At 72.1% G+C, this 25,656-nt stretch carries 23 protein-coding genes and 4 tRNA genes; 12 read left to right on the forward strand and 15 right to left on the reverse strand.

Going from position 1 to position 25,656, the window contains the following annotated elements:
• Positions 1–67: 67 nt before the first annotated feature.
• The 6 genes from purM to purS all read right to left on the reverse strand — a co-directional run bounded on the left by purM (position 68) and on the right by purS (position 6,846).
• Entirely contained in the window at positions 68–1,165 is a 1,098-nt protein-coding gene (gene purM / locus ACV530_RS13645) for a phosphoribosylformylglycinamidine cyclo-ligase (RefSeq protein ID WP_494332670.1), read from the reverse strand.
• Between the two features lie 24 nt (positions 1,166–1,189).
• Positions 1,190–2,704: an amidophosphoribosyltransferase gene (gene purF, locus ACV530_RS13650; protein ID WP_494332671.1), complete on the reverse strand. Its 1,515-nt coding sequence runs from the start codon at positions 2,702–2,704 to the stop codon at positions 1,190–1,192.
• A gap of 112 nt (positions 2,705–2,816) precedes the next feature.
• Positions 2,817–3,641 (reverse strand): maleylpyruvate isomerase family mycothiol-dependent enzyme, encoded by an 825-nt coding sequence (locus ACV530_RS13655; RefSeq protein ID WP_494332672.1) that lies wholly within the window; start codon positions 3,639–3,641, stop codon positions 2,817–2,819.
• A 36-nt stretch (positions 3,642–3,677) separates the two neighbouring features.
• The gene (gene purL / locus ACV530_RS13660) at positions 3,678–5,927 is read right to left on the reverse strand and encodes a phosphoribosylformylglycinamidine synthase subunit PurL (RefSeq protein ID WP_494332673.1); all 2,250 of its coding nucleotides are present in this window, start codon (positions 5,925–5,927) and stop codon (positions 3,678–3,680) included.
• Positions 5,924–6,604 carry a phosphoribosylformylglycinamidine synthase subunit PurQ gene (purQ, locus tag ACV530_RS13665; RefSeq protein WP_494332674.1) on the reverse strand — a complete coding sequence of 227 codons (681 nt, stop codon included), beginning with the start codon at positions 6,602–6,604 and terminating at the stop codon, positions 5,924–5,926. The genes purL and purQ overlap by 4 nt, the downstream gene beginning before the upstream one ends.
• Positions 6,601–6,846, reverse strand: a complete 246-nt coding sequence (gene purS / locus ACV530_RS13670) for a phosphoribosylformylglycinamidine synthase subunit PurS (RefSeq protein WP_042151546.1) — start codon at positions 6,844–6,846, stop codon at positions 6,601–6,603. Before purS ends, purQ begins: the two co-directional genes overlap by 4 nt.
• 314 nt (positions 6,847–7,160) lie before the next feature.
• Here purS and ACV530_RS13675 point away from each other — a divergent pair, with 314 nt between their 5' ends.
• From ACV530_RS13675 to ACV530_RS13710, 8 genes are all read left to right on the forward strand, one after another.
• Entirely contained in the window at positions 7,161–7,481 is a 321-nt protein-coding gene (locus ACV530_RS13675; protein WP_494332675.1) for a histone-like nucleoid-structuring protein Lsr2, read from the forward strand.
• Positions 7,482–7,617: 136 nt separating this feature from the next.
• A tRNA-Gly gene (locus tag ACV530_RS13680) sits at positions 7,618–7,689 on the forward strand.
• Between the two features lie 43 nt (positions 7,690–7,732).
• A tRNA-Gly gene (locus ACV530_RS13685) sits at positions 7,733–7,804 on the forward strand.
• Positions 7,805–7,882: 78 nt separating this feature from the next.
• Positions 7,883–7,955 (forward strand) — tRNA-Gly (locus ACV530_RS13690).
• Positions 7,956–8,124: 169 nt separating this feature from the next.
• Positions 8,125–8,937, forward strand: coding sequence for an ATP-binding cassette domain-containing protein (locus ACV530_RS13695; RefSeq protein ID WP_494332676.1), 813 nt, complete (start codon positions 8,125–8,127; stop codon positions 8,935–8,937).
• Between the two features lie 3 nt (positions 8,938–8,940).
• On the forward strand, positions 8,941–10,257 hold the full coding sequence (locus tag ACV530_RS13700; protein WP_494332677.1) for a sensor histidine kinase: 1,317 nt from the start codon (positions 8,941–8,943) through the stop codon (positions 10,255–10,257).
• Positions 10,214–10,837, forward strand: a complete 624-nt coding sequence (locus ACV530_RS13705; RefSeq protein WP_494332678.1) for a response regulator transcription factor — start codon at positions 10,214–10,216, stop codon at positions 10,835–10,837. Before ACV530_RS13700 ends, ACV530_RS13705 begins: the two co-directional genes overlap by 44 nt.
• Before the next feature lie 34 nt (positions 10,838–10,871).
• Positions 10,872–10,947, forward strand: a tRNA-Gly gene (locus ACV530_RS13710).
• A 43-nt stretch (positions 10,948–10,990) separates the two neighbouring features.
• On the opposite strand, the gene ACV530_RS13715 is transcribed toward ACV530_RS13710, so the two are convergent.
• The 4 genes from ACV530_RS13715 to purD all read right to left on the reverse strand — a co-directional run bounded on the left by ACV530_RS13715 (position 10,991) and on the right by purD (position 16,606).
• Positions 10,991–11,890, reverse strand: a complete 900-nt coding sequence (locus tag ACV530_RS13715) for a phosphoribosylaminoimidazolesuccinocarboxamide synthase (RefSeq protein ID WP_494332679.1) — start codon at positions 11,888–11,890, stop codon at positions 10,991–10,993.
• Between the two features lie 84 nt (positions 11,891–11,974).
• Positions 11,975–13,375 (reverse strand): N,N-dimethylformamidase beta subunit family domain-containing protein, encoded by a 1,401-nt coding sequence (locus ACV530_RS13720; protein WP_494332680.1) that lies wholly within the window; start codon positions 13,373–13,375, stop codon positions 11,975–11,977.
• A gap of 34 nt (positions 13,376–13,409) precedes the next feature.
• Positions 13,410–15,101, reverse strand: coding sequence for a hypothetical protein (locus ACV530_RS13725; protein ID WP_494332681.1), 1,692 nt, complete (start codon positions 15,099–15,101; stop codon positions 13,410–13,412).
• A gap of 257 nt (positions 15,102–15,358) precedes the next feature.
• Complete coding sequence (gene purD, locus ACV530_RS13730) at positions 15,359–16,606, reverse strand: phosphoribosylamine--glycine ligase (protein ID WP_494332682.1); 1,248 nt, start codon at positions 16,604–16,606, stop codon at positions 15,359–15,361.
• Between the two features lie 265 nt (positions 16,607–16,871).
• On the opposite strand from purD, the gene ACV530_RS13735 reads away from it, so the two are divergent.
• Positions 16,872–17,585 (forward strand): SLATT domain-containing protein, encoded by a 714-nt coding sequence (locus ACV530_RS13735; RefSeq protein WP_494332842.1) that lies wholly within the window; start codon positions 16,872–16,874, stop codon positions 17,583–17,585.
• Positions 17,586–17,594: 9 nt separating this feature from the next.
• Here ACV530_RS13735 and ACV530_RS13740 read toward each other — a convergent pair whose 3' ends face one another.
• The 3 genes from ACV530_RS13740 to ACV530_RS13750 form a co-directional block, all read right to left on the reverse strand.
• Positions 17,595–18,245, reverse strand: a complete 651-nt coding sequence (locus ACV530_RS13740) for a putative DNA-mimic protein (RefSeq protein WP_494332683.1) — start codon at positions 18,243–18,245, stop codon at positions 17,595–17,597.
• Between the two features lie 90 nt (positions 18,246–18,335).
• Positions 18,336–19,010, reverse strand: a complete 675-nt coding sequence (locus ACV530_RS13745; RefSeq protein ID WP_494332684.1) for a GntR family transcriptional regulator — start codon at positions 19,008–19,010, stop codon at positions 18,336–18,338.
• A gap of 118 nt (positions 19,011–19,128) precedes the next feature.
• Positions 19,129–20,484: an aspartate aminotransferase family protein gene (locus ACV530_RS13750; protein WP_494332685.1), complete on the reverse strand. Its 1,356-nt coding sequence runs from the start codon at positions 20,482–20,484 to the stop codon at positions 19,129–19,131.
• Positions 20,485–20,719: 235 nt separating this feature from the next.
• Here ACV530_RS13750 and ACV530_RS13755 point away from each other — a divergent pair, with 235 nt between their 5' ends.
• Both ACV530_RS13755 and ACV530_RS13760 read left to right on the forward strand, forming a co-directional pair.
• Positions 20,720–20,926, forward strand: coding sequence for a cold-shock protein (locus tag ACV530_RS13755; protein ID WP_494332686.1), 207 nt, complete (start codon positions 20,720–20,722; stop codon positions 20,924–20,926).
• Positions 20,927–21,035: 109 nt separating this feature from the next.
• Entirely contained in the window at positions 21,036–22,700 is a 1,665-nt protein-coding gene (locus ACV530_RS13760; protein WP_494332687.1) for a serine/threonine-protein kinase, read from the forward strand.
• Between the two features lie 80 nt (positions 22,701–22,780).
• On the opposite strand, the gene ACV530_RS13765 is transcribed toward ACV530_RS13760, so the two are convergent.
• Positions 22,781–24,067, reverse strand: coding sequence for an adenylosuccinate synthase (locus tag ACV530_RS13765; protein ID WP_494332688.1), 1,287 nt, complete (start codon positions 24,065–24,067; stop codon positions 22,781–22,783).
• A 178-nt stretch (positions 24,068–24,245) separates the two neighbouring features.
• Between ACV530_RS13765 and ACV530_RS13770 the strand changes: the two genes are divergently transcribed.
• Entirely contained in the window at positions 24,246–25,109 is an 864-nt protein-coding gene (locus ACV530_RS13770; protein ID WP_494332689.1) for a diacylglycerol kinase, read from the forward strand.
• An 8-nt stretch (positions 25,110–25,117) separates the two neighbouring features.
• Here ACV530_RS13770 and ACV530_RS13775 read toward each other — a convergent pair whose 3' ends face one another.
• A complete protein-coding gene (locus ACV530_RS13775; protein ID WP_494332690.1) occupies positions 25,118–25,639 on the reverse strand; it encodes a GbsR/MarR family transcriptional regulator in 522 nt (173 codons plus the stop codon).
• Positions 25,640–25,656: the final 17 nt, after the last annotated feature.

The raw sequence follows: 25,656 nt of genomic DNA on the forward strand, positions 1-25,656 counted from the left end.
GCGAAGACTCTCACCGACCCGGTCCGGGGCCCCGCCCCGGACCGGGTTCTGTGCTGCCCGCGGTGTTTCAGGCTGAGTGGTCACCGGTCAGGGTCACCAGCTCGGAGTGCTCGCCGCGGTCGGTGATCTCCCCCGCGACCCAGGCGTCGATGCCCCGGTCGGCGCAGGTGGCCAGCGCCACGTCCACGGATTCCTGCGGCACGACGGCGATCATGCCGACGCCCATGTTCAGCGTCTTCTCCAGTTCCGGACGCTCGACTCCGCCGAGGCGGCCGACGAGATCGAAGACCGGGCCCGGGGCCCAGGTCGACCGGTCGATGCTCGCGTGGAGGTGGTCCGGGATCACTCGTGCCAGGTTGTTGGCCAGTCCGCCGCCGGTGATGTGCGAGAAGGCGTGCACGGGTGCGGTGCGGATGAGGGCCAGGCAGTCGAGCGCGTAGATCTTGGTGGGCTCGAGCAGTTCCTCGCCCAGGGTGCGGCCGAACTCCGGGACGTCCCGGTCGAGCTCCCAGCCCGCCCGGTCGAACAGCACATGGCGGACCAGCGAGTACCCGTTCGAGTGAAGTCCGGACGAGGCCATCGCGATGACGGCGTCACCCGTGCGGATGAGATCCGCGCCCAGGATCCGGTCGGCCTCGACAACGCCCGTACCGGCACCGGCGACGTCGAACTCGTCGGCACCGAGCAGCCCCGGGTGCTCGGCCGTCTCGCCGCCGATCAGCGCACAGCCCGCGAGGGAACAGCCCTCGGCGATGCCCTTGACGATGGCGGCGACCCGCTCGGGGTGGACCTTGCCGACGCAGATGTAGTCGGTCATGAACAGCGGCTCGGCACCGCACACGACGAGGTCGTCGACGACCATGCCGACGAGGTCGTGGCCGATGGTGTCGTACACGCCCATCCGGCGGGCGATGTCGACCTTGGTCCCCACACCGTCCGTGGCGGAGGCGAGAAGGGGACGCTCGTAGCGCTTGAGGGCGCTCGCGTCGAAGAGGCCGGCGAAGCCGCCGAGGCCGCCGACGACCTCGGGGCGGCTCGCCTTCCTGACCCATTCCTTCATGAGTTCGACGGCGCGGTCGCCCGCCTCGATGTCGACGCCTGCGGCTGCGTAGCTGGCACCGGTGCCCGCGTGCGGAGCACGCTCAGAGGATGCGGCGGAAGACATGTTCTGAGAACTTTCGTGTCGTTATTACGGGCGGCGCAGGGCGTCCGCGGCGTCGGGGCCGCCTGCGAGCTCGGACTCCAGCAGGTGCTTGCCGAGCAGCTCGGGGTTGGGCAGCTCCATCGGGTACTCGCCGTCGAAGCAGGCGCGGCAGAGGTTGCCCTTGGGGATCGTGGTCGCCTCGATCATTCCGTCGATGGAGATGTACGCGAGAGAGTCCGCGCCCAGCGACTTGCCGATCTCCTCGACCGTCATGCCGTTGGCGATCAGCTCCGCGCGGGTGGCGAAGTCGATGCCGAAGAAGCACGGCCACTTGATCGGCGGCGAGGAGATCCGGATGTGGACCTCGGCGGCGCCGGCCTCGCGCAGCATCCGCACCAGGGCGCGCTGGGTGTTGCCGCGGACGATGGAGTCGTCCACGACCACCAGGCGCTTGCCGCGGATGACCTCCTTCAGCGGGTTGAGCTTGAGGCGGATGCCGAGCTGGCGGATGGTCTGGCTGGGCTGGATGAACGTACGGCCCACATAGCTGTTCTTGACCAGGCCCGCGCTGTACGGGATCCCGCTGGCCTCGGCGTAGCCGACGGCGGCCGGGGTGCCGGACTCGGGCGTCGCTATCACCAGGTCGGCGTCGGCCGGGGCCTCGGCGGCGAGGCGGCGGCCCATCTCGACCCGGGAGAGGTAGACGTTGCGGCCCGCGATGTCGGTGTCGGGGCGGGCGAGGTAGACGTACTCGAAGATGCAGCCCTTGGGGCGGGCGTCGGCGAAGCGGGTGCTGCGGACGCCGTGCTCGTCGATGGCGATCAGCTCGCCGGGCTCGATCTCGCGGGTGAACGTCGCACCGACGATGTCCAGCGCCGCGGTCTCGGAGGCCACGACCCAGCCGCGCTCGAGGCGGCCGAGAACCAGCGGGCGGATGCCCTGCGGGTCACGGGCGGCGTAGAGGGTGTGCTCGTCCATGAAGACGAGCGAGAAGGCGCCCCGCACGGCGGGCAGGACCTTGGTGGCGGCCTGCTCCACGGTCAGCGGCTTGCCATCCTCGACCTGGCCCGCGAGGAGGGCCGTGACCAGGTCCGTGTCGTTGGTCGCGGCGACCTGGGTGGCCCGGCCGTTCTCCTTGGGGAGCGCGGCGACCATCTCGGCCAGCTCGGCCGTGTTGACCAGGTTGCCGTTGTGTCCGAGGGCGATGGAGCCGTTCGCCGTCGCCCGGAAGGTGGGCTGGGCGTTCTCCCACACCGAGGCTCCGGTGGTGGAGTAGCGGGCATGGCCCACGGCGATATGGCCCTGGAGCGAGCCGAGCGAGGTCTCGTCGAAGACTTGGGAGACCAGGCCCATGTCCTTGAACACGAGGATCTGGGAGCCGTTGCTCACCGCGATGCCCGCGGACTCCTGTCCACGGTGCTGCAGCGCATACAGCCCGAAATAGGTGAGTTTGGCGACCTCTTCACCCGGAGCCCAGACACCGAAGACGCCACAAGCGTCCTGGGGGCCCTTTTCGCCGGGAAGCAGGTCGTGGTTGAGTCGTCCGTCACCACGAGGCACACCTTGAGTCTATGGCAGCCACGAGGTTCATCCGAACCGGGGATGACCAGGGATGTCTCACACCACGCACAGCCACTTGACGCGTACGGGGAATCACCGAAAGGGTGATCACTCAGCCGAGCAAGGGCAGTTGTGCCGAGATATCGGCCCGTTCGCCACTCGCGGTGACCAGGGCGTCATCGACAGCGGACGCCCAGTCCAGACGGCCCGAGGCCAGGCGGATCCAGGTCAGCGGGTCGGTCTCGACCACATTGGGCGGGGTGCCGCGGGTGTGCCGGGGCCCCTCGACGCACTGGACCGCCGCGAAAGGCGGGACACGGACCTCGACGGAGCCGCCGGGGGCCTTGGCGGCCAGGGCGTCGGCCAGCATCCGGGTCACGGCGGCCAGGGCCTGCCGGTCGTGGGCGACGGCGACGCCGGCGGCGTCGGCCAGGTCGTCGCCGTGGACGACGGCCTCCAGCAGGCGGGTCACCAGGAAGTCGCCCAGGGGCATCGGGCCGACGCGCGAGGGGACCGCGGCGGAGGGGTCCGCCGTGGCGAGGGCCTCGGCCATCCGGGCCGCCACGTCCTCCAACCGGGCCCGCACGGCGCGGGGTTCGCCGCCGAGGTCCGCCGCGGCCGAGGTCACCGAGGTCGCGACGACGTCGGCGTACTGGCGCAGCAGACCCGTGTACTCCCGCAGACCGACGCGCTGTTCGTCCGGGCTGGGCCGCGGTTCCGCGAGGCGCAGCGGCACTTGCTCCAGGGTCGCGGCGATGTGGACGATCAGTTCACGGACCGTCCAGTCCCCCAGCCGGGTGGGCATGGCGAGGCGCGCCTCCGCGTCGGGCGCGCCACAGATCTCCCCCACGGCCTCGCGCAGAGCCCGGACTTGGGCCTCGAGGGCGGTCCGGGTCCTGGCAGGGTCGTACGTACGGGGGCGCTGGGCGGTCATCATCACAGCGTATGCGGTGCGACCGCCCAGCGCGGTTGCTTATCCGAACAGCCTCGGCAGCGTGTTCTCGTGCGCGGCGCGCAGCTCGGCCAGCGGGATCTCGAACTGGCCCTGGACGTCGATCGATTCGCCGTCCACCACACCGATCCGCGTCGCCGGCAGGCCCCTCGCACCGCACATGTCGGTGAAGCGAAGCTCCTCGCTCCGCGGCACGGAGACCACCGCGCGGCCCGCCGACTCCGAGAAGAGCAGGACGAACGGGTCGATGCCCTCGGGCACCACCACGCGCGCGCCGTTCCCGCCGCGCAGGCAGGACTCGGCGAGCGCCTGGGCCAGGCCGCCGTCGGACAGGTCGTGCGCGGCGTCGATCATGCCGTCGCGCGAAGCCGAGATGAGGATCTCGGCGAGCAGCTTCTCCCGCCCGAGGTCCACGGCCGGCGGCAGTCCGCCGAGGTGGTCGTGGACGACCTGCGCCCAGGCGGAACCGCCCAGTTCCTCGCGGGTGTCGCCGAGCAGGTAGAGGAGCTGTCCCTCCTCCGAGAACGCCACCGGCGTACGGCGGTTGACGTCGTCGATGACGCCCAGCACCGCGACCACCGGCGTGGGGTGGATGGCCGTGTCGCCGGTCTGGTTGTAGAGCGAGACGTTGCCGCCCGTGACCGGCGTGCCCAGCTCGAGGCAGCCGTCGGCCAGACCGCGCGTGGCCTCGGCGAACTGCCACATGACGCCCGTGTCCTCGGGGGAGCCGAAGTTGAGGCAGTTGGAGATGGCCAGCGGACGGGCGCCGGAGGCGGCCACGTTGCGGTACGACTCGGCGAGCGCGAGCTGCGCTCCCGCGTACGGGTCGAGCTTGGCGTAGCGGCCGTTGCCGTCCGTCGCGACGGCGACACCGAGGTTGGTGTCCTCGTCGATGCGGACCATGCCGGAGTCCTCCGGCTGGGCGAGGACGGTGTTGCCTTGCACGAAGCGGTCGTACTGGTCGGTGATCCAGGCCTTCGAGGCCTGGTTCGGGGAGGCGGCCACCCGCAGGACCTGCTCGCGCAGTTCCTGTGAAGTCGCCGGTCGCGCGAGCTTGTTGGCGTCGTCCGCCTGGAGGGCGTCCTGCCAGGACGGGCGGGCGTACGGGCGCTCGTAGACCGGGCCCTCGTGGGCGACGGTGCGCGGCGGTACGTCGACGATCCGCTCCCCGTGCCAGTGGATCTCCAGCCGGTCGCCGTCGGTGACCTCACCGATGACGGTGGCGATGACGTCCCACTTCTCGCAGATCTCGAGGAAGCGGCCGACCTTGCCGGGCTCGACGATCGCGCACATGCGCTCCTGCGACTCGCTCATGAGGATCTCCTCGGGCGAGAGGGTCGCGTCGCGCAGCGGCACCTGGTCGAGCTCGACGCGCATGCCGCCCGAACCGGCGCTCGCCAGCTCGCTGGTGGCGCAGGACAGGCCGGCGCCACCGAGGTCCTGGATGCCCTCGACGAGGTGCTCGCGGAAGAGCTCCAGGGTGCACTCGATGAGGAGCTTCTCCTGGAAGGGGTCGCCGACCTGGACGGCGGGCCGCTTGGCCGGGCCGGTGGAGTCGAAGGTCTCGGAGGCGAGGACGGAGACGCCGCCGATGCCGTCGCCGCCCGTGCGGGCGCCGTAGAGGATGACCTTGTTGCCCGTGCCGGAGGCCTTGGCGAGGTGGATGTCCTCGTGCTTCATCACGCCCACGCACAGGGCGTTGACCAGGGGGTTGCCCTGGTAGCAGGAGTCGAAGACGACCTCGCCGCCGATGTTGGGCAGGCCCAGGCAGTTGCCGTAGCCGCCGATGCCCGCGACCACGCCGGGCAGCACCCGCTTGGTGTCGGGGTGGTCGGCGGCGCCGAACCGCAGCGGGTCCATCACGGCGACGGGCCGGGCGCCCATGGCGAGGATGTCGCGGACGATGCCGCCCACGCCGGTGGCCGCGCCCTGGTAGGGCTCGATGTACGAGGGGTGGTTGTGCGACTCGACCTTGAAGGTGACCGCGTAGCCCTGGCCGACGTCGACGACGCCCGCGTTCTCGCCGATGCCGACGAGGAGGGCGTCGTTCTCCGGGGCCTTCTCGCCGAACTGGCGCAGGTGGACCTTGCTGGACTTGTACGAGCAGTGCTCGGACCACATCACGGAGTACATCGCGAGCTCGGCGCCGGTCGGGCGGCGGCCGAGGATGGCGCGGATGCGCTCGTACTCGTCCTGCTTGAGGCCGAGTTCGGCCCAGGGCTGGGGGGTGTCCGGGGTCTTCGCCGCGTGCTCGACCGTGTCCAGGCTCATGCGTTGACCAGCTTCTTGAGGAGCGAGGTGAAGAAACCGAGGCCGTCGGTGCGGCCGGTGCCGACCAGCGGCTCGACCGCGTGCTCGGGGTGCGGCATCAGCCCGACGACGTTGCCCGCCGCGTTGGTGATGCCCGCGATGTCGCGCAGCGAGCCGTTGGGGTTGCCGTCGAGGTAGCGGAAGGCGACGCGGCCCTCGGCCTCGAGCTCGTCGAGGGTGCGCTCGTCGGCGACGTACCGGCCGTCGATGTTCTTCAGGGGGACGGAGATCTCCTGGCCCGCCGTGTAGTCGGACGTCCAGGCCGTCTCCGCGTTCTCCACCCGCAGCTTCTGGTCGCGGCAGATGAAGTGCAGGTGGTTGTTGCGCAGCATCGCGCCGGGCAGCAGATGCGTCTCGGTGAGCACCTGGAAGCCGTTGCAGATGCCGAGGACGGGCATGCCCGCCTTCGCTTGCCCGATGACGGTCTCCATCACCGGCGAAAAGCGGGAGATGGCACCCGCGCGCAGATAGTCGCCATAGGAGAAACCGCCGGGCAGGACCACGGCGTCGACCTGCTTGAGGTCCTTGTCGCGGTGCCACAGCGCCACCGGTTCGAGCCCGGCGATACGGACCGCGCGCTGGGTGTCGCGGTCGTCGAGGGTGCCGGGAAAAGTGACGACACCTACACGTGCGGTCACGAGTCGACTCGCACGGTGAAGTCCTCGATCACGGTGTTGGCGAGAAACGTTTCCGCCATCTCGTGGATTCGGGCGAGGGCGGCCTCGTCGACCGGGCCCTCCACCTCGAGTTCAAAGCGCTTGCCCTGACGGACGTCCGCGATCCCCTCGAAACCCAGGCGTGGCAGTGCGCGCTGCACCGCCTGCCCCTGCGGGTCGAGGATCTCCGGCTTGAGCATGACGTCGACTACGACGCGTGCCACTGGCACTCCCGGTGTGTGGTGCGTGAGCTGAAGCGGTACCGCCAGCGTACAGTCCCAAAAAATCTACGCGCATAGATATCGTGGCGCCCCGCGCGGCATTCCCCGGAGCGCCGTGCCCGCGCCGGAAAATCAGCGAAAAAACACGTGCGAGAGCACACGGTTCCGATTGCCTCCGGGCACACCGACGGAATTAACTGGGCTTCACCATGCAATGCCCTTTCATGTACAAATGAATAGGCATTGCTCGTGAAGCACTGCTTCCCTTACGTTGCCGCAGGTCAGAGCGGTGATGCAGGCCTGAAAGGACTCTTTCCGTGGCGCAGCGCGTAGTGGTCACGCTCTTTGACGACATCGACGGCGGAGAAGCCGCGGAGACCGTCGCCTTCGGGATCGACGGCAAGTCGTACGAGATCGACCTCAACACGGCCAATGCCAAGAAACTCCGGGCGGCGCTCGAGCCTTACGTGGCCGCCGGCCGCAAGCGCGCCCGCAGCGGCAAGGCCTTCCGCCGGACCTCCGTCGCACCCGACCCGGCCGCCGTGCGCGCCTGGGCCCGCTCGCACGACATGGAGGTGCCGGCCCGCGGGCGCATCCCCAAGAAGGTCTACGAGGCCTTCAGCGCGGCGAACGACTGAGCCCCCCCCTCGCCCCCCTCGACCGCCCCCTCCGACTGCCCCCTCCAGGACCGGATTTGCGTTGCACCCCCCATGATCCGCTAGAGTCTGGAGCACGCCGAGGGGCGAGGCCGAAAGGCCGGACTCCACGGGCAGCGCGGGTGTAGCTCAGTAGTAGAGCGCCCCCTTTCCAAGGGGGAGGCGCAGTGTGCGATTCCTGTCACCCGCTCTCACCGTTTACCGGTCACGCAAGTGGCCCGGTGGATGGTCGCGCGGGTGTAGCTCAGTAGTAGAGCGCCCCCTTTCCAAGGGGGAGGCGCAGTGTGCGATTCCTGTCACCCGCTCTCATCGCTTACCGACCACGCAAGTGGATCAGGTACAGTGGTGTTCGCACCGCACCGGTGAAAGCCGGTCGGGAGCATGCGGACGTAGCTCAGTTGGTAGAGCGCAACCTTGCCAAGGTTGAGGTCGCGAGTTCGAGCCTCGTCGTCCGCTCAGGAAAAGTAGGGCCCCGGTCTTCGGACCGGGGCCCTACTGCGTTGTGCGCGCGGTGAGTTGATGACGTTTGTCAGTGCACAGCGGCCCGTCCCGCCGCGAGGCTTGTGTCATGCACGACGGGGGCGATGTGATCGAGGTCTCACAACTGCGGGGGCGGGGTGGGCCAGTGGGGGGCATCACCTTCGGCGTGCGGCGCGGCGAGGTGTTCGCGCTGCTGGGCGCGGCCGGGGCGGGCAAGTCCGCCGCGGTCGCGCTGACAGCGGGCCTGGTGCGGCCCGCGGGCGGACGGGTGCGGGTGCTGGGCCGTGACCCGTACCGGGAACGGCGGGCGCTGCGGCCCCTGATCGGGGTGCTGCGGCAGAGGACCTCACGGCCGTCCTCGATGACAGTGGCCGAGACGATCCCCGTCCACGAGGTCCTCGCGATGGTGGGGCTGTCCGCCCGTCGCGACGTCCGGGTGAGGCAGCTCACGGACGGCGAGCGGCGGTTGCTGGAACTCGCGTCCGCGCTGTCGGCCCGGCCCGAAGCGCTGTTCCTCGACGAGCCCATGGCCGGGCTCGGACCCCAGGAGTGCCGCACCGTACGGCAATTGGTGCGGCGGCTGCGCGGCGAGGGCACGACGGTGCTGCTCGCCACGCGCTCCCTGGAGGAGGCCGGGGCGCTGGCCGACCGGGTGGCGGTCCTGCACGAGGGCCGGATCGTGGCCGAGGGCCCGCCGGGCGAACTGATCGGCGTGCACCCGGCCCGGATCCGCTTCGCGATGCCGCCCGGCTGGTTCGTCGGGGATCTGCCGCCGCTGCACGCCATCGGGGTCGTCCGGCACGAGGAGACGGACGACGGGCGGGTCCGGCTGCGGACCCACGACGTCCAACGGACGCTGACCGGGCTGCTGATGTGGGCCCGGGACGAGGGCGTGGAGCTGGAGGGGCTGGACGTACGAGCCGCCTCGCTGGAGGAAGCCGTCCACGCCATGTTGTAGTCAATGGCAGCACGAACGCCGGACGACGGGGGCAGGATCCACATGGGCATACGGACACGGCTGCGCGGTTGGCGGGGGCGGAGCAGGATCGCCCAGGTCGACAGCTACCTCCGGTGGACGGTGTATCTGCTGCCGTTCCTCTTTCCGCTGATGTCCTCGCCGATGCTGCTGAGCGAGACCGCCGACGGCCGGCCGCTCGCCGCGGTTGTGCTGGTACTCGGCTTCGCACAGAGCTTCCTCGGCTTCGGACTGTCGCGGCGTGCCCTCGAGCACTACCTCGACAGGCGGCCCGCCCCGTGGGGCCGCCTGGCCTGCGCCACGATCCTGTTCGCCGCCTCCGTGCCGGTGCTCGTGGCCCTCATGCACAGCGGCGGGTCGCAGGCCGCCAGCGTGGGCGGCCTGGTGTACGAGGGCGGCGCCCTTACGGCCTTCGGCTCGTTCAGCCTGATGATCAGCCGGATCCGCCGCTATCTGGCCTGGTGCGGAGCGCTCGGCGTGGTCGCGGCAGGCGTCGTCGTCCTGGCCGGGGGCAAACCGGCCGGGGCGTTCGTGGTCCTCGTCGGCGTCATGTTTCTCGCGGTGTGGAGCCTGTGCATCCGCTCCACGGGCTGGACGCTCTCCGTGATGCGGGAAGCCGAGGCGGCGCGCGGGATCCAGGCGCGGCTCGCGGTCGCGGAGGAACGGCTGCGGTTCTCGCGGGACATGCACGACGTGCTCGGCCGCAACCTCACCGTGATCGCGCTCAAGAGCGAGCTGGCCGAGCAGCTCGCCCGGCGGGACTCCCCCGCCGCCTTCGAGCAGCTGGCCGAGGTCCGCCGGATCGCCCAGGAGTCGCAGCGGGACATGCGCGAGGTGGTGCGCGGCTACCGAGAGGCCGATCTGCATACCGAACTCGTGGGCGCCCGTGGCGTGTTGGCCGCCGCGGGCATCGTGTGCCGGATCGACGACGCCGCCCGCGACGAACTGCCGGAGGAAGCGCAGTGCGCGCTGGCCTGGGTGGTCCGCGAGGGGACGACCAATGTGCTGCGGCACGCGGACGCCCGGCGGTGCGCGGTCCGGCTGCGGGTCACCGGGGGCACGGCTGTGCTGATCATGGAGAACGACGGTGCCGGGCAGCCCGCGGAGGAGCGTACGGGCTCCGGGCTGACCGGGTTGCGGGAGCGGCTCACCGTACTGGGGGGTGCGCTCACCGCGGAACACCGGGCGCGGGGAACATTCCGGGTGACCGCCGAGCTGCCGGTAGCGGGTTCGCGGGACGACGAAGGGGAGGACGGCCGTGGCCGAGGCGAAGAAGTCCGTGCGGGTGCTGCTCGCGGATGACGAGCACCTGATCCGGGGGGCGCTGGCGGCGCTGCTCGGGCTGGAGGACGATCTCGAGGTCGTCGCGGAGGCCGCGTCGGGTCCGGAGGCGATCGCGATGGCGCGGGCGCACAGGCCCGATGTGGCGGTGCTGGATCTTCAGATGCCGGGGGCGGACGGCGTGACGGTCGCCACATCGCTGAGGGCCGAACTGCCCGGCTGCCAGGCCATGATCGTGACGGGGCACGGCCGCCCGGGGCATCTGAAGCGGGCCCTCGGGGCGGGGGTGCGCGGGTTCGTACCGAAGACCGTCTCGGCACAGCGGCTCGCCGAGATCATCCGGACCGTGCACTCCGGAAAGCGCTATGTGGACCCGGACTTGGCGGCCGACGCGATCAGCGCGGGCGACTCGCCGCTGACCGCACGGGAGGCCGAGCTGCTGGAACTCGCGGAGGACGGGGCGTCCGTCGCGGAGATCGCGGAGCGTGCTTCGCTGACCGCGGGAACGGTCCGCAACTACCTTTCGGCGGCCGCCGCGAAGCTGGGTGCGGAGAACCGTCATGCGGCGGCGCGCATCGCACGGTCCCAGGGTTGGCTATAGTGGAACCCGCACCGCACGAAAGCGCGGAGCGAATGCGGACGTAGCTCAGTTGGTAGAGCGCAACCTTGCCAAGGTTGAGGTCGCGAGTTCGAGCCTCGTCGTCCGCTCCACATCAGAAGGCCCCGGTCATCACGACCGGGGCCTTCTGCGTTCTCAGCTCCAGGCGGTGCCGGTGAGGCGCTCGTACGCCTCCACGTAGCGGGCGCGGGTCTGCTCGACGACGGCGGGCGGGAGCTCCGGGGGCGGCAGTTGGCCCTTGCGGTCCCAGCCGGACTCCGGCGAGGAGAGCCAGTTACGGACGAACTGCTTGTCGAAGGAGGGCTGGGTGCGGCCCGGCTGCCACTGGTCGGCGGGCCAGAAGCGGGACGAGTCGGGGGTGAGCACCTCGTCGGCGAGGACCAGTTCGTCACCGTCGAAGCCGAACTCGAACTTGGTGTCGGCCAGGATGATGCCCCGGTCGCGGGCGATCTCGCGGGCGCGGCCGTAGACGGCGAGGGTGGTCTGGCGCAGCTGCGCCGCGGTCTCGGCGCCGGTGCGGCGGGCCACCTCCTCGTAGGCGACGTTCTCGTCGTGCTCACCGACCTCGGCCTTGGTGGCCGGGGTGAAGATCGGGGTGGGCAGCTCGGAGCCGTCGGTGAGCCCCTCGGGGAGGGCGAGGCCGCAGACGGTGCGGGTCTGTTCGTACTCCGCGAGGCCGGAGCCGGTCAGATAGCCGCGGGCGACGCACTCGACCGGGACCATGTCCAGCGAGCGGCAGATCAGGGTGCGCCCGGCCCAGTCGGCGGGGGCGCCGGGCGGCGGCTCGGTGGCGAGGACGTGGTGCGGGACCAGGTCGGCGAGGCGGTCGAACCACCACAGGGAGAGCTGGGTGAGGATGCGGCCCTTGTCGGGGATCTCGGTGGGCAGCACCCAGTCGTAGGCGGACATGCGGTCGCTGGCGACCATGACCAGCTCGTCGTTCTCGGTGCGGTAGAGGTCGCGGACCTTTCCCGTGTGCAGATGCACAAGGCCCGGCACCTCGACCGGTTCGGGCTTCTCGACGAATCCGGACACGCGTCCTCCTGGTGGTTTGTCCAAACATCCTGAATTCTGCCGCATGCGGAGCCGGAGGTTTCGACGAGGGGGTGTCCGCTGGGGTCAGACGCGTTTGCAGATGCGGTCCAGGAGGTTGGCCGTGGCCCGCTGCACGCGGACGTCGGCGTGGCCGGGCCGGTCCAGGGCGGCGGCCCAGCCGAGGGTGCCCGCGGCGAAGACCAGGGCGCCGCCGGGGGCGCGGAGCAGGGAGGTCTCCTGGTGGCGCCGGGTGCCCTTCGCGTCCCGGTACGGGGAGTGGGCCAGCAGGATGCGGCCCTCGTGCGGGGGCAGGGCGGTGCGGGGGTGGTAGCGGTCGGCCTCGCCCGTGACCAGGCCGGGCAGCTCGTCGCCCTCACCCGCGCCGGTGGCGTCCCACAGCCAGTGGCCGGCGTTGCGCACGATCAGGGGGACGGGCTGGGGCACGGGGCCCGCGTACTGGATGCCGAGCAGTTGCTGCTCGGGGCAGGCCGCGTCACGCCACAGGGCGGAGCGGCCGGTGCCGCGCTGCCGGCGGCGGCTCAGCAGCCGGTCCGGGCCGGCGGGCGAGGGGGACAGCGTCGCCTGGAGGTGCAGGGAGCCCGCGGAGAGGAAGACCAGCGAGGTGCCGGCGTCGCGGGCCCGCTCGACGGCCCGGCGCATGGGGGCGGTCCAGTACGGGTCGTGGCCGGGGAGGACGAGGCCGCGGTAGCGGGCGGGGTCGACGCGGCCGGCGTGCAGGTCGCGGGCGTGGGCGTAGGCGAGGTCGTAGCCGTACCGCTCGGCCCAGCGGATGACGTCGTAGGCGAGGCCCGCGGAGACCGGCAGGCCGGAGCCCGCGTAGGGGCGGTCGAAGGAGACCGTGGTCGCCGCCTCCTCCTCGCCGCCCAGCAGGCCCGCTTCTCCCCAGGCGGTGGCCAGGCCGGCGCCGGTGCGGCCGTCGTCGGGGTAGCGGTTGGCGGCCTGCCAGCCGATGTCGGGCAGGACGAGCAGCAGGTCGGCGGGGGCGTTGTCGCGGACGGTGAAGGGGATGTGGCTGCGGTGGCCGTCGGCGGTGGTCAGCACGGCCACATAGGCGCCGAGGCGCCAGTACTCGGGGACGCGCAGCCGCCAGGAGAGCCACCAGTGGTGGCAGGAGACCGTGCGGTCGACGACGAGCGGCGGCGGCTGGACGAGGCCCGGCAGCCGGGGGCTGCCGGTGATCCGCGCGGCACCGTGGCCCGCGTAGTGCCCGATGCGGTGGATGTCCACGCCGAACGGCTGGGGCGGCTCGACGGTGATCCGGAAGTCCAGGGTCTCGCCGGGGGCGACGGCGCTGTCGGTGACGAAGCCCTTGATCTGGCGGCGGACGTCGTCGGCGGGGCGGGGGACGCTGCCGTCGGAGTCCCCCTCGGACCAGGCGGCCTCGGGCCAGGCGGCCGGGCCGCCGCCGACGGGCCAGGGCAGCGGGGCGGGGCCGAAGGGATCCCGGTGGTCGTTCGCGTCCATCTGCGTGACCTCCCCCCTGCCCCGGCCCGGTATGTCAGACCAGCCGGACGGGCTTCTCCGGCCGCACCCCGACCTCGCCGAGCCAGCCGCGCAGGGGCTCGCCGTCCCCCTCGTCGATCAGGGTCAGCACCATGCGGGCCAGCCGGGCGATGTGGGTGCCCGAGCCGTTCGGGCCGCGGGGCAGGCCGCCGTCGACGATCAGGGCGGGGCCGTCGAGCCAGTCGAGGCCGGGGACGGCGCCCGCGGAGTCCACGGCGGCACAGCACACCAGGGCCGTCACATGGTCGGTGAGCAGCTCCCGGCCGCTGCGCGGCGGCTGGAGCGGGAACAGCGGCGCGAGCCCGCAGGCCCGGGGGTCGCCCGCCGCGCCGAGCGCCCCGCAGCCCGCCGCGCGCGCCGCCTGGCCGTCCGCCTCGCGCGCCACCTCGGCGCTGAGCCGGGCCTCGAGCTCCTCCCCGATGCCGCCGCCGGCCGGGCCGGCGAGGCGGTCGAGGACCCGGGCGACGGTGGGTGCGGTGGAGGTGGCGTACGCCGCCGGGGCGCCGCTCGCCACCGCCACCGCCGCCTGCGGTGTCCCGTCGAGCACGTCGAGCACCCGGTGCAGGCGGGCGGCCTCCAGGCGCCACTTGCGGTCGACGACCTCCTCCGGGTACTGGCTCCAGGTGACCGGGGACCAGCCGGGGCCCGGCTCGGCCGGACCGCCGTGGAAGAGGCGGGCGGCCAGCAGGGAGGCGGCCTCGTCGATGAGGCCCGGCTCCTCCAGCAGGTCGCACGCGGGCCGCTCGCCCAGCCGCGAGGCGAACCCCTCGGCGAGCCGGTCGCGCCGGGACAGCTCGGTGAGCGCGGAGACGACGCCCGCGTCCAGCCGCGAGGGCCAGCGGCCCATCCGCCAGGCGGGCAGGGCGACGCGGTTGAGCAGGCGGTCCCAGCCGGCGTAGGCGAGGCCGACCTGCTCCTGGGCGACGATCCGCAGGCCGTAGTCCACGGCCTGGGCGCGCTCGGAGGCCGCGGCGGCCACACCGCGCTCCATCTCGGCGGCGTGCCCCCGGCACGCGCGCAGCAGCAGCCGGGCGGCCCAGCCGACGAAGGCGAGCACCGGCCGCCCCGCGGCGACCGCCACGGCGGCGTCGAGGCCCCGGACGAACCGGCGGGCAGCTGCTATGTCGGGCTGGGCGGCCGGGCCGGTGCCCGCGACGACGGGCGCGAGCAGGGCGCGCAGCTCGGCGACCCGCATCCACCACAGGAAGGGCGAGCCGATCACGAGCACCGGCGCGACGGGCACCCTCCGGACGGGCCCCGCGCCGAGCGCCGGATGCGCACGGTCCTCGAGCCAGCTGTCGCAGTCGGGGGTGAGGGCTATGGCCGAGGGCGCCGGGACCTCCAGCCGGTCGGCGAGATCGCGGACCAGGCGGTAGAGGTCGGGTGCCGTCTCCTCGGGGATCGGCACGGTGGGGCTGAGTGCCGGTCTGGCGCGGGCGATCACGGCGCCGACGACGGCCGCGAGCAGCAGGACGGCCACGGCGGCGGCGGTCACGGCGGGCCGGACGGCATCCCCGACGCTGCCGTCGGGGATATGGCCCGTGAGCGTGCCCGCGAGCAGCACCACGGCGACCGCCGCCGGCAGCAGGGCGACGGCGAGTGCGGTGCTGCGGACGCGCAGCACCGCGAGGGCCCGGGTGCGCGCGGCGAGTGCGCCGGCTTCCGTACCTGCCACGAGACCGATCACCCCCAGTTGCCTGTAGTGCTCTGTCGAGGAGTGCGGCGGCCGGGGCCCGGCGCCGTCGTCGTTGCTCTCCCACCCCACTGTGGCACCGGCCTACGACATCGCAATGCCGGTGGGCCTTTTGCCGGATGCCCGGCACCCGGCTTGCGCCGCACAGTAGTTGGCAGTGGGGCGTACGTCAGCCGGTTGGCCCCTCGGTCACTCGATGGAATGGCTTTGGGCAAAGGACTGGCGCACGCCGGGCTGTTACTGCTTGGTTGCTACTGCCCTGCGGCCTTCGCCGCGATGTCCGTGCGGTGGTGGGAGCCCGCCAGCCGGATCCGGGACACGGCCTCGTACGCCCGCTCCCGCGCGTCCGCCAGGCCGGGGCCGGTCGCGGTCACGGACAGCACGCGGCCGCCGGCGCTGACCACGTCGCCGGCCGAGTCGCGGGCGGTGCCCGCGTGGAGTACGTACGCGTCCTCCACCCCGTTCGCCTCGGGCAGGCCCTCGATCACGTCGCCCGTGCGCGGGGTGCCCGGGTAGTTGTGCGAGGCCACGACGACGGTGACGGCCGCGCCGTCGGTCCACCGCAGCGGCGGTACGGAGGCGAGCGTGCCCGTCGCGGCGGCGAGCAGCAGCCCGGCGAGCGGGGTCTTCAGGCGGGCCAGCACGACCTGGGTCTCGGGGTCGCCGAAGCGCGCGTTGAACTCGATCACGCGCACCCCGCGCGAGGTGATCGCGAGCCCGGCGTAGAGCAGCCCGGAGAAGGGGGTGCCGCGGCGGCGCAGTTCGTCCACGGTGGGCTGCAGGACCGACTCCAGCACCTCGTCGACGAGCTTGGGGTCGGCCCAGGGCAGCGGGGAGTAGGCCCCCATGCCGCCGGTGTTCGGGCCCTCGTCGGCGTCGAGGGCGCGCTTGAAGTCCTGTGCGGGCTGCAGCGGGACGACCGTCTCACCGTCGGTGATCGCGAAGAGGGAGACCTCGGGGCCGTCCAGGAACTCCTCGATGACCACGCGGTCGCAGGCCAGCGCGTGCTCCCGCGCCACGGCCAGGTCGTCGGTGACGACGACGCCCTTGCCCGCCGCCAGACCGTCGTCCTTGACGACGTACGGGGCGCCGAAGGCGTCGAGCGCGGCGTCGACCTCCTCGGGCGTGGTGCAGACGTAGCTGCGCGCGGTGGGGACGTTCGCGGAGGCCATGACGGACTTGGCGAAGGCCTTGGAGCCCTCCAGCTCCGCGGCCCGGGCCGAGGGGCCGAAGGCCGGGATGCCGCGGTCGCGCACCGCGTCCGCGACACCCGCGACGAGCGGGGCCTCCGGGCCGACGACGACGAGATCGGCCCCCAGGGACGCGGCCAGGTCCGCGACGGCCGCGCCGTCGAGGGCGTCGACCGGGTGCAGCTCGGCGACTTCCGCGATCCCGGCGTTGCCGGGGGCGCAGTGCAGGGTGGTGACGTCGGGGTCGAGGGACAGGGAGCGGCACAGGGCGTGTTCGCGGGCGCCGCCGCCGATGACGAGGACCTTCACGGGGTCACCCTAATGCGACGCGCGGGAGCGGTACGCCGGGGCCGGTCACGACAACGGTCACGACAACGGTCACCGCGACGTCACTGTCGGTAGGGACGGCCCCACTTTCGAGTGACCGCGCGGGGCGGTTGTGCCCGGTTCCCTGCACTAACGAGGGTCAAAGCCGGGATCCGGTACCCAAGGCCAACCGTTCGGCGGTAGGAAAGAGGCGGTGACACGGGTACGCAGCGGCGATAGAGGGAGTGCAGGGGTGAGCCAGCCTGAGATGCAGCCCGAGGGGCTCCCTAAGGAGCAAGGCGGGAGGCACCGTGGCGACCTGCGCGGCCGGACCTTCCCGCTCGGCGACTGGGGGGAGCCCGCCGAGCGCTTGGACGAGCTGTACCGCTGGGTGGAGAGCGGTGCGCTGTACCTGGCCGACTGGTATCTCGCGGACCGGGCCTGGAAACGGCGCTGGGCGCGCGGACTGCGGGTGACGGCCGCGGTGTTCGCCGTGGTGGGCGCCGCGCTGCCGCTGATCCAGCTGACCGGGATCGTCCACACCGGTTCCTGGGCGTTCCTGGCGCTGCTCGGTGCGGTGGCCTGTGTCGCCTGCGACCGCTACTTCGGCCTGACGACGGGCTGGATGCGGGCGGTGGCGACCTCGCAGGCCGTGCAACGGCGGCTGGAGGCCCTGCAGTTCGACTGGGCGTCGGAGTCCGTGCGCGAGATGCTCGGCCCGACCGAGGGCACGGCGAGCGAGGCCGCCGAGCGCTGTCTGACCGTGCTGCGGCGCTTCTCGGAGGACGTCGCGGAGCTCGTCCGGGCCGAAACGGCGGACTGGATGGTCGAGTTCAGGGCCGGACCGGCGCCGCTGCTGACGCAGTCGCTGGTGTCCTGGGGGCCGCGCGGCGAGGGCGGAGGGCCCGTCGGCCGCTTTCCGCTGCCGCCGGGTTCCCGCCCGAACATGCCCCGCCAGCGGCCTCCGGAGTCGCCGCGCTGACGCGCGCCCCTAACTGAAGACGATCATCGAACCCTGCCCCAGGCTCCGGGTGGCCGCCGCGTGCAGGCCCAGCCAGACGTGCCGTTCGCGCGCGAACGGGCTGTCCTCGTCCGGCCCCGGCGAGGCGCGCTCCTCCAGCGCGGTGGGCCGCTCCGGCGCGGCGGGCGCCGCGGGCGGGTTGGCGGGGTCGATGCCCAGGACCGGTGCGACGGCCTGGAGTTCGCGCAGCAGGCCGTGGCTGGACCCCAAGGGGCCGCCGCCCTCGAGGAGTTCGTCGTTGGACAGCGGCTGCTCGAAGTCCACCGGGACATAGGCACCCGCGTGGTCGTAGTGCCACACCAGGTGCGACTGCCGGGCGGTCGCCTCGAACATCTCCAGCAACTGCTCGTAGTCACCGCCGAGTTCATCCACGGGAGTGACGGACAGTCCGCACAGGTTGAGCAGATGGGCCCGGCGCAGGAAGTGCAGTGCGTCGTAGTCGAATCCCGCCACGGGGGCGACGTCCCCCGACAGGCCCGGCATATAGCCGTAGACGGGCACGGGGGGCAGCCCCGCGTCGCCGAGTGCCTGGTCGTAGGTGGCGATCTCCTCGGCAAAGGGGTTGTCGGGACTGTGGCACAACACATCGACAAGGGGGACAAGCCAGAGATCACAGGCCACGTGAGCTCACTCTCGTTTTCACCGGGGGTGCGATGGTCGGGCCAGAGTAGTGCGGCTCAGCGGGTTGTCATACAGGTACAGCAGACAGGATCAGGACTCGGTGAGGTCCTTGATCAGCGCCATGGAGTGGTCGTTGCAGTCGAGAACCAGCTGCTGCACCGTGGCCGCGTCGTGGTCCGCGAGCGCCTCCACCAGGCAGGGGTGGCCCTGCCACAGCCGTCCGGCGAGGCCCTCCGCCCGGCGCAGCAGCGGGACCATGAAGACCCAGCTCTGCACCCGGATCCGGGCCAGGAAGTCGGAGACGTACGGATTGCCGACGAGCCCGGCGAACTCGCGCCAGAAGCGCAGGTCGTAGCCGATGAAGATGTCGAGGTCCCCGGTGCCCGCGGCGCGCGAGGCCTCCTCGGCCCGGCGCCGTACCGAGACCAGGACCTCGGGCGTCACGGCACCCAGCGCCCGCTCGGTGCCGTGCCGGAACATGCCCTCGAACATCATCCGGCGGGCCTCGGCCATGGCGAGGTAGTCGGCGTACGAGAACTCGCGCACCCGGTAGCCCTTGTGCAGCTCGACGTCGAGCAGGCCCTGTGCGCACAGGTCGAGCAGCGCCTCGCGGACCGGGGTGGCCGAGACCCCGTAGCTCTCGGCGATCTCCTTGACGGTGAACTGCCGCCCCGCCGGAAGCCGTCCCGCGATCACCTCCTCGCGCAGGGCGTCGGCGATCTGCGAGCGCAGCGTCGTGCGTTTGACGGCATCGCTGCCGGTCATGGTGTCCGTCTCCCCTCCCTGACCGCCCGCCCACGTGCGAACAGCCCTCGCAACAAGATAGGCGAGGGCCGTTAAGGAACGGAAAGGGCACAGCACGGAACGGAAAGGGACGGTGGCGTTACCCGGTGGTGTGCCGGTCGGCCGCCGTGAGGGCTTCGTCGAGGAGGGCGAGCCCCTCCTTCGCCTCGTCGTCGGTGACGGTGCACGGAGGGGCGACGTGGGTGCGGTTCATGTTGACGAACGGCCAGAGCCCGGCCTTCTTGCACGCCGCCGTGAAGGCGGCCATCGGCGCGGCGGCCTCGCCCGTGGCGTTGTAGGGCACCAGGGGCTCGCGTGTGGTGCGGTCCTTGACCAGTTCCAGGGCCCAGAAGACGCCCATGCCGCGGACCTCGCCGACCGAGGGGTGGCGCTCGGCGAGTTCGCGCAGCCCGGGGCCGAGGACGGTCTCGCCGATGCGGGCCGCGTTCTCCACGATGCCCTCCTCGGCCATCGCGTCGATGGTGGCGACGGCGGAGGCGCAGGCGAGCGGGTGGCCCGAGTAGGTCAGGCCGCCCGGGTAGGGGCGCGTCTCGAACGTGGCGGCGATCTCGGCGGAGATGGCGACGCCGCCGAGCGGTACATAGCCGGAGTTGACGCCCTTGGCGAAGGTCAGCAGGTCGGGGGTGATCTGCCAGTGGTCGGCGGCGAACCACGCGCCCGTCCGCCCGAAGCCGGCCATCACCTCGTCGAGGACGAAGACGATGCCGTGGCGGTCGCAGATCTCCCGGACGCCCGCGAGGTATCCGGCGGGCGGCACCAGGACGCCCGCGCTGCCGACGACCGTCTCGAGGATGATCGCGGCGACGGTCTGCGGGCCCTCGAAGGCGACGACCTCCTCCAGGTGCGCGAGCGCCCGCTCGCACTCCTGCTCCTGCGACGTGGCGTGGAAGTGCGAGCGGTAGAGGTACGGGCCCCAGAAGTGCACGACCCCCGCCGAGGCGGTGTCCGACGCCCAACGGCGCGGGTCCCCGGTCAGGTTGATCGCCGCGGAGGTCGCCCCGTGGTACGAGCGGTAGGCGCTGAGCACCTTGGGCCGGCCGGTGTGCACGCGGGCCATCCGGACGGCGTTCTCGACCGCCTCGGCACCGCCGTTGGTGAAGAAGATCTTGTCGAGGTCGCCGGGCGTCCGCGAGGCGACGAGCCGCGCCGCCTCGGAACGTACGTCCACCGCGAAGCCCGGGGCGAGCGTGCACAGCTTCGCCGCCTGCTCCTGGATCGCCGTGACCACCCTGGGGTGTTGATGACCGATGTTGGTGTTGACGAGCTGGGAGGAGAAGTCGAGGTAGCGGTTGCCGTCGTAGTCCCAGAAGTACGAGCCTTCGGCGCCCGCGACGGCCAGCGGGTCGATGAGGCCCTGCGCGGACCAGGAGTGGAAGACGTGGGCGCGGTCGGCGGCCTTGACCGCCGCGCCGTCGGCGGAGGAGAACGTGCTCACGGTCGTGACCTCGCAGGTCTCGGGGGCTCGGGGGCTCGGGGGCTGACGTCCCGCCCAGCGTAGGGATCACCGGCGCGGACGGGTACCGGCACAGTGTCCCGGGGCCCGGCCCGGGCGCCGACACAGTGCCGGGCGCGCCATGGCACCCGGTCCTGCGAGAAATACCGATTCGCCCCGCCTGAGCGTGCTACGTTCTCCGGGCTCTTTCCTCCCTTTTGCGCCATGAGGAGACGTCTTGGCTACCGGCACCGTGAAGTGGTTCAACTCCGAAAAGGGCTACGGCTTCATTCAGCAGGACGGCGGCGGCGCCGACGTCTTCGCCCACTACTCCAGCATCGCGACCCAGGGCTTCCGGGAACTCTCGGAAGGCCAGAAGGTCACCTTCGACATCACCCAGGGCAACAAGGGCCCGCAGGCGGAGAACATCGTTCCCACCACCTGATGTGACGTCAACAGGGGCCGGGATCCCGCCCGATCAGCGGTGCGGATCCCGGCCTCTTCGTTGTCCGGCTATTCTCCGCTCTGAAACCAGGGGGAAGGAGTACGGCCGCATGGAACCGCTGTCACCGGAGGATCCCCGCACACTCGGCGCCTACCGGCTTCTCGGGCGGCTCGGTTCGGGCGGTATGGGCCGGGTCTATCTGGCCCGTTCGGACCGGGGCCGCACGGTCGCGGTCAAGCTCGTCCAGCCGGAGCTCGCCGGGCAGGAGGAGTTCCGCCGCCGCTTCCGCCAGGAGGTACGGGCCGCACGCCGGGTCGGCGGCGAGTGGACCGCGCCCGTGCTCGACGCGGACACCGAGGCCGACATCCCCTGGGTCGCCACGGGTTACGTCGCCGGCCCCTCCCTCCGCCAGGTCGTCGACTCCGACCACGGCCCGCTGCCCGAGCGCAGCGTGCGCATCCTCGCCGCGGGTCTCGCCCGGGCGCTCCAGGCCGTCCACGCCGCGGGCATCGTGCACCGCGACCTCAAGCCCTCGAACATCCTGATCACGCTCGACGGCCCGCGCGTCATCGACTTCGGCATCGCCCGGGCGCTGGAGACCGTCACCGACGGCGGCGGTCTCACCCGCACGGGTGCCGCCGTCGGCTCGCCCGGCTTCATGTCGCCGGAGCAGGTGCGCGGCGGGCAGGTCACGCCGGCCAGTGACGTCTTCTGTCTCGGTTCGGTGCTGGCCTACGCGGCCACCGGCCGGATGCCGTTCGGCACGGCCGACAGCGGCGTCCACGCCCTGATGTTCCGGATAGCCGAGGAGGAGCCGGACCTCACCGGGATTCCCGAACCGCTCCTCCCGCTGATCACCTCGTTCCTCGCCAAGGACCCCACCGACCGCCCGACGCCCGCGCAGGTACTGGAGCGCACGGGCGTCGAGGACGTACTCGACGACCTGCGCACCGCCGAACCCTGGCTGCCCGCCCCGCTGGTGGCCCAGCTGGGCCGGCACGCGGTGCGGCTGCTGGAGGCCGAGGAGCCGGCCCGCTCCGCCGAGCCGCCCACCGCCGTGACGCCACCGCGCCCCGTCATGCCGCCGCCCGCCGAGCCGCCGACCGTCACCGCGGGCACCCCGCTCCCGCCGCCCGCGTACGGCTATCCGCCGGCGAACCCGTACGGCACGCATCCGCCCACCGTGGTGTACCAGCCGCTGCCGCCGCAGCGGAGCGGCTCCAAGAAGACGTGGATATTCGTGGCCATAGCCGTCGTGGGCCTGCTCGCCGGCGCCGGGACGGTCTACCTGGTCAAGCAGGGCACCCGCGACGGAACGGTCGCCGGCCCCACCCCGTCCCCCACGCTCTCCGCCTCCACGGCGGGCCCCACCAGCGGGCCGCCCACGACCGGGCCCACGAACCCGCCCGCCACCTACGGGCCGACGACCCCGGCCGCCGAGGGCGTCCAGGCGTACCTCGGCACCTGGCGCTCGAGCTTCACCAGCAACTCCCGTACCCTCACCGTCGGTCAGGGCTCCGCGGAGATCTCGGGCAGCGGCACCCTCGACGACGGCACCGTCTACTCCTGCCGCTGGTCCGCGACGGTGACCGGCGGCGGCACCGCCGGCGCCCCGCTCCACCTCGGACCGTCCACCGTCACCCAGGCCCAGCCCGCCACGGCCTGCCAGCCCGGCTCCGCCTCCGACCTGGTCCTGCTCCCGGACGGCCGGATGCGCCGCGACTTCACCGACTCGGGCACGAAGGACGCGTCGCTCGTCTACAGCAAAGGCTGAACGACTACAACAAGGGCTGAACGACGCAGTGCGCCCCCGGTGGCCGAGACCACCGGGGGCGCACTGTTCAGGCAACTGTCCTACGACAGGAACGAGTTGATCTCGATCGTCTCGTCGCGGCCCGGGCCTACGCCGATCGCGGAGATCGGGGCGCCCGACATCTCCTCCAGCGCCTTCACATACGCCTGCGCGTTCTTCGGCAGGTCGGAGAAGGTCTTGGCCTTGGAGATGTCCTCGGTCCAGCCCGGCAGCATCTCGTAGATCGGCTTCGCGTGGTGGAAGTCGGTCTGGCTGTACGGGAGTTCCTCGACGCGCTTGCCGTCGATCTCGTACGCGACGCAGACCGGGATCTGCTCCCAGCCGGTGAGCACGTCGAGCTTGGTGAGGAAGAAGTCCGTCAGGCCGTTGACGCGGGTCGCGTAGCGGGCGATGACCGCGTCGAACCAGCCGCAGCGGCGGTCACGGCCGGTGGTGACACCGCGCTCGCCGCCGATGGTGCGCAGCGCCTCGCCGTCCTTGTCGAACAGCTCGGTCGGGAACGGGCCGGCGCCCACGCGCGTGGTGTACGCCTTGAGGATGCCGATCACGCGGTTGATCTTCGTGGGGCCCACGCCCGCGCCGGTGCAGGCGCCGCCGGACGTCGGGTTGGAGGAGGTCACGAAGGGGTACGTGCCGTGGTCGACGTCGAGCAGGGTGCCCTGGCCGCCCTCGAAGAGGACGACCTTGCCCTCGTCGATGGCGTTGTTGAGGATCAGCGTCGTGTCGGCCACGAACGGCTTGATCAGCTCCGCGTAGCCCAGCATCTCGTCGACGATCCGGCCGGTGTCGATGGCGCGGCGGTTGTAGAGCTTCGCCAGGATCTGGTTCTTGAAGTCGAGAGCGGCCTCGACCTTCTGGGTCAGGATCGACTCGTCGTAGAGGTCCTGAACCCGGATGCCCACGCGGTTGATCTTGTCGGCGTAGGTCGGGCCGATGCCCCGGCCCGTGGTGCCGATCTTGCGCTTGCCGAGGAAGCGCTCGGTCACCTTGTCGACGGTGACGTTGTAGGGCGTGATCAGGTGCGCGTTGCCGCTGACGAGCAGCTTGGACGTGTCGACGCCGCGCTCGTTCAGCCCGCTCAGCTCGGAGAGCAGGACCGCCGGGTCGACGACGACACCGTTGCCGATCACCGGGGTGCACCCTGGCGACAGGATTCCGGAGGGGAGGAGGTGGAGCGCATATTTCTGGTCACCGACGACGACCGTGTGGCCGGCGTTGTTGCCACCTTGGTAGCGCACCACGTAGTCAACGGATCCACCGAGGAGATCGGTGGCCTTTCCCTTGCCCTCGTCACCCCACTGAGCACCGAGCAGCACAAGTGCGGGCACAGGCGTACACCCCTTCCGGGCGGGGCATGTCCAACGTGCGACAGAGTGGTGTGACCCCGCTGGATGCGGGCATGTACCACCGCTAGAGCCGTCGAACCGGTGCCCCGGATAGACGAAGCCCCTGGCGCAACAGCGACAGGGGCTCTTGCACCGAGAGGTTACCTGAGGAAGGACGAACGTGTCGGCTGCAGACCCGACTGGACAGCAGCTGCTCGTCGTCATCGACCCGGTTGCACGGCGCGTGGACGGCGAGTCCGTGCGGATCGCCAGGGACGTGCTGTGCGCCGGATCGGTGGCGAAAATCTGTCTCCCGGACGGTCCGCAGGAGACCGTACGGGCAGTGGCCCGCCGAGGCAGAAGGCGGGTCGTGGTCATCGGTGACGACCGGGCGTTACTGCGCGTGGCCGGCCTGTTGCACCGGCAGGGGGAGCTGACCGAGGCGCCGCTGGCCTGGGTGCCGGTGGGGCCGCTGCCCGCCGTGTCGGTGGCCCGGACACTCGGCGTGCCGCTGGGGGCGGTGGCCGCCGCGCGGGCGGTGCTCGAGGGCTCCGAGCGGAAGCTGGGGCTGCTGGCCGACGACGCCGGCGGGGTGGTGCTCGGCGGCCTGTGGGTGCCGGCCGGTGCCGGGCGGGCCGCCGCGTACGCGCCGCGGGAGCCGGCACCGGCCGCCGCCGGGGACGGGCACCAGGCGTGGTGGTCCCCCGCGGCCCGTACGGCGCGCACGGCGCTGGCACTGCTGGCCAAGCCCGCCGGGCGGCATGCGCAGCCCGCGTGCGCGCGGCTGCGGGTGGTGGCGGACGGGGTGCTGCTGGCGGATCCGGACCAGCCGGTCGGGCGGGTCGCGGTGACGGCCGTCGAGGGGCTGGCCGAGGTCCTGGTCCACCCGCTGGGGGCGGACGACCCGCTGCGGTGCCGGGCGCGCTCGGTCACGCTCTCCGGGCCGGACTTCCGCTACCGCGCCGACAACCGGAACAGAGGCCCGGTGTCCTCGCGCACGTGGACGGCCGAGGCGGACGCCTGGCGGCTGATACTGCCGGGTTAGGTGCCGGGTTAGGTGTTCCGGGCGCGCTCGCGGGCGACCAACTCGTCGCGCTGTACGACCCAGCGCGCGAGCATGCCCTCGAGCTCCGTCCGCATGAAGTCCATGAAGGCGGCCGTCTCGGCGACGCGCACCCCGGCCGGGGAGTCCGGGCCGAGGCTGCGCGCACCCTCGCGCAGCGTGCGCTCCCAGCGCAGGAGCATCTGGTCGCGGGTCATCAGCGACGCGTACCAGGGCTCTCTGTGCAGCCGGTAGCTGTCGCGCCGGGAGCCGGGCTCGCGCTCCCGGCCGACCAGGCCGGCCTGGACCAGGTAGCGGACCGCGCCGGAGACGGCGGCCGGGCTGATCCGCAGCCGCTCGGCGAGCTCCGCCGAGGTCTGGGCCCCGGCGTCGGAGACGAGCAGTGCGGCGAAGACCCGGCTGGCCATGCGCTGCATCCCGGCCTCGGTCAGCTCGGCGGCGAACCGCTCGACGAAGCGGGCGACGGCGTCCTCGTCCCGTGCGCTGTCCGTGCTGTCCGCGTGTTCGATCATGCTCCGATTTTACGCAT

It is taken from the genome of Streptomyces sp. SX-6 (genome assembly GCF_059089585.1).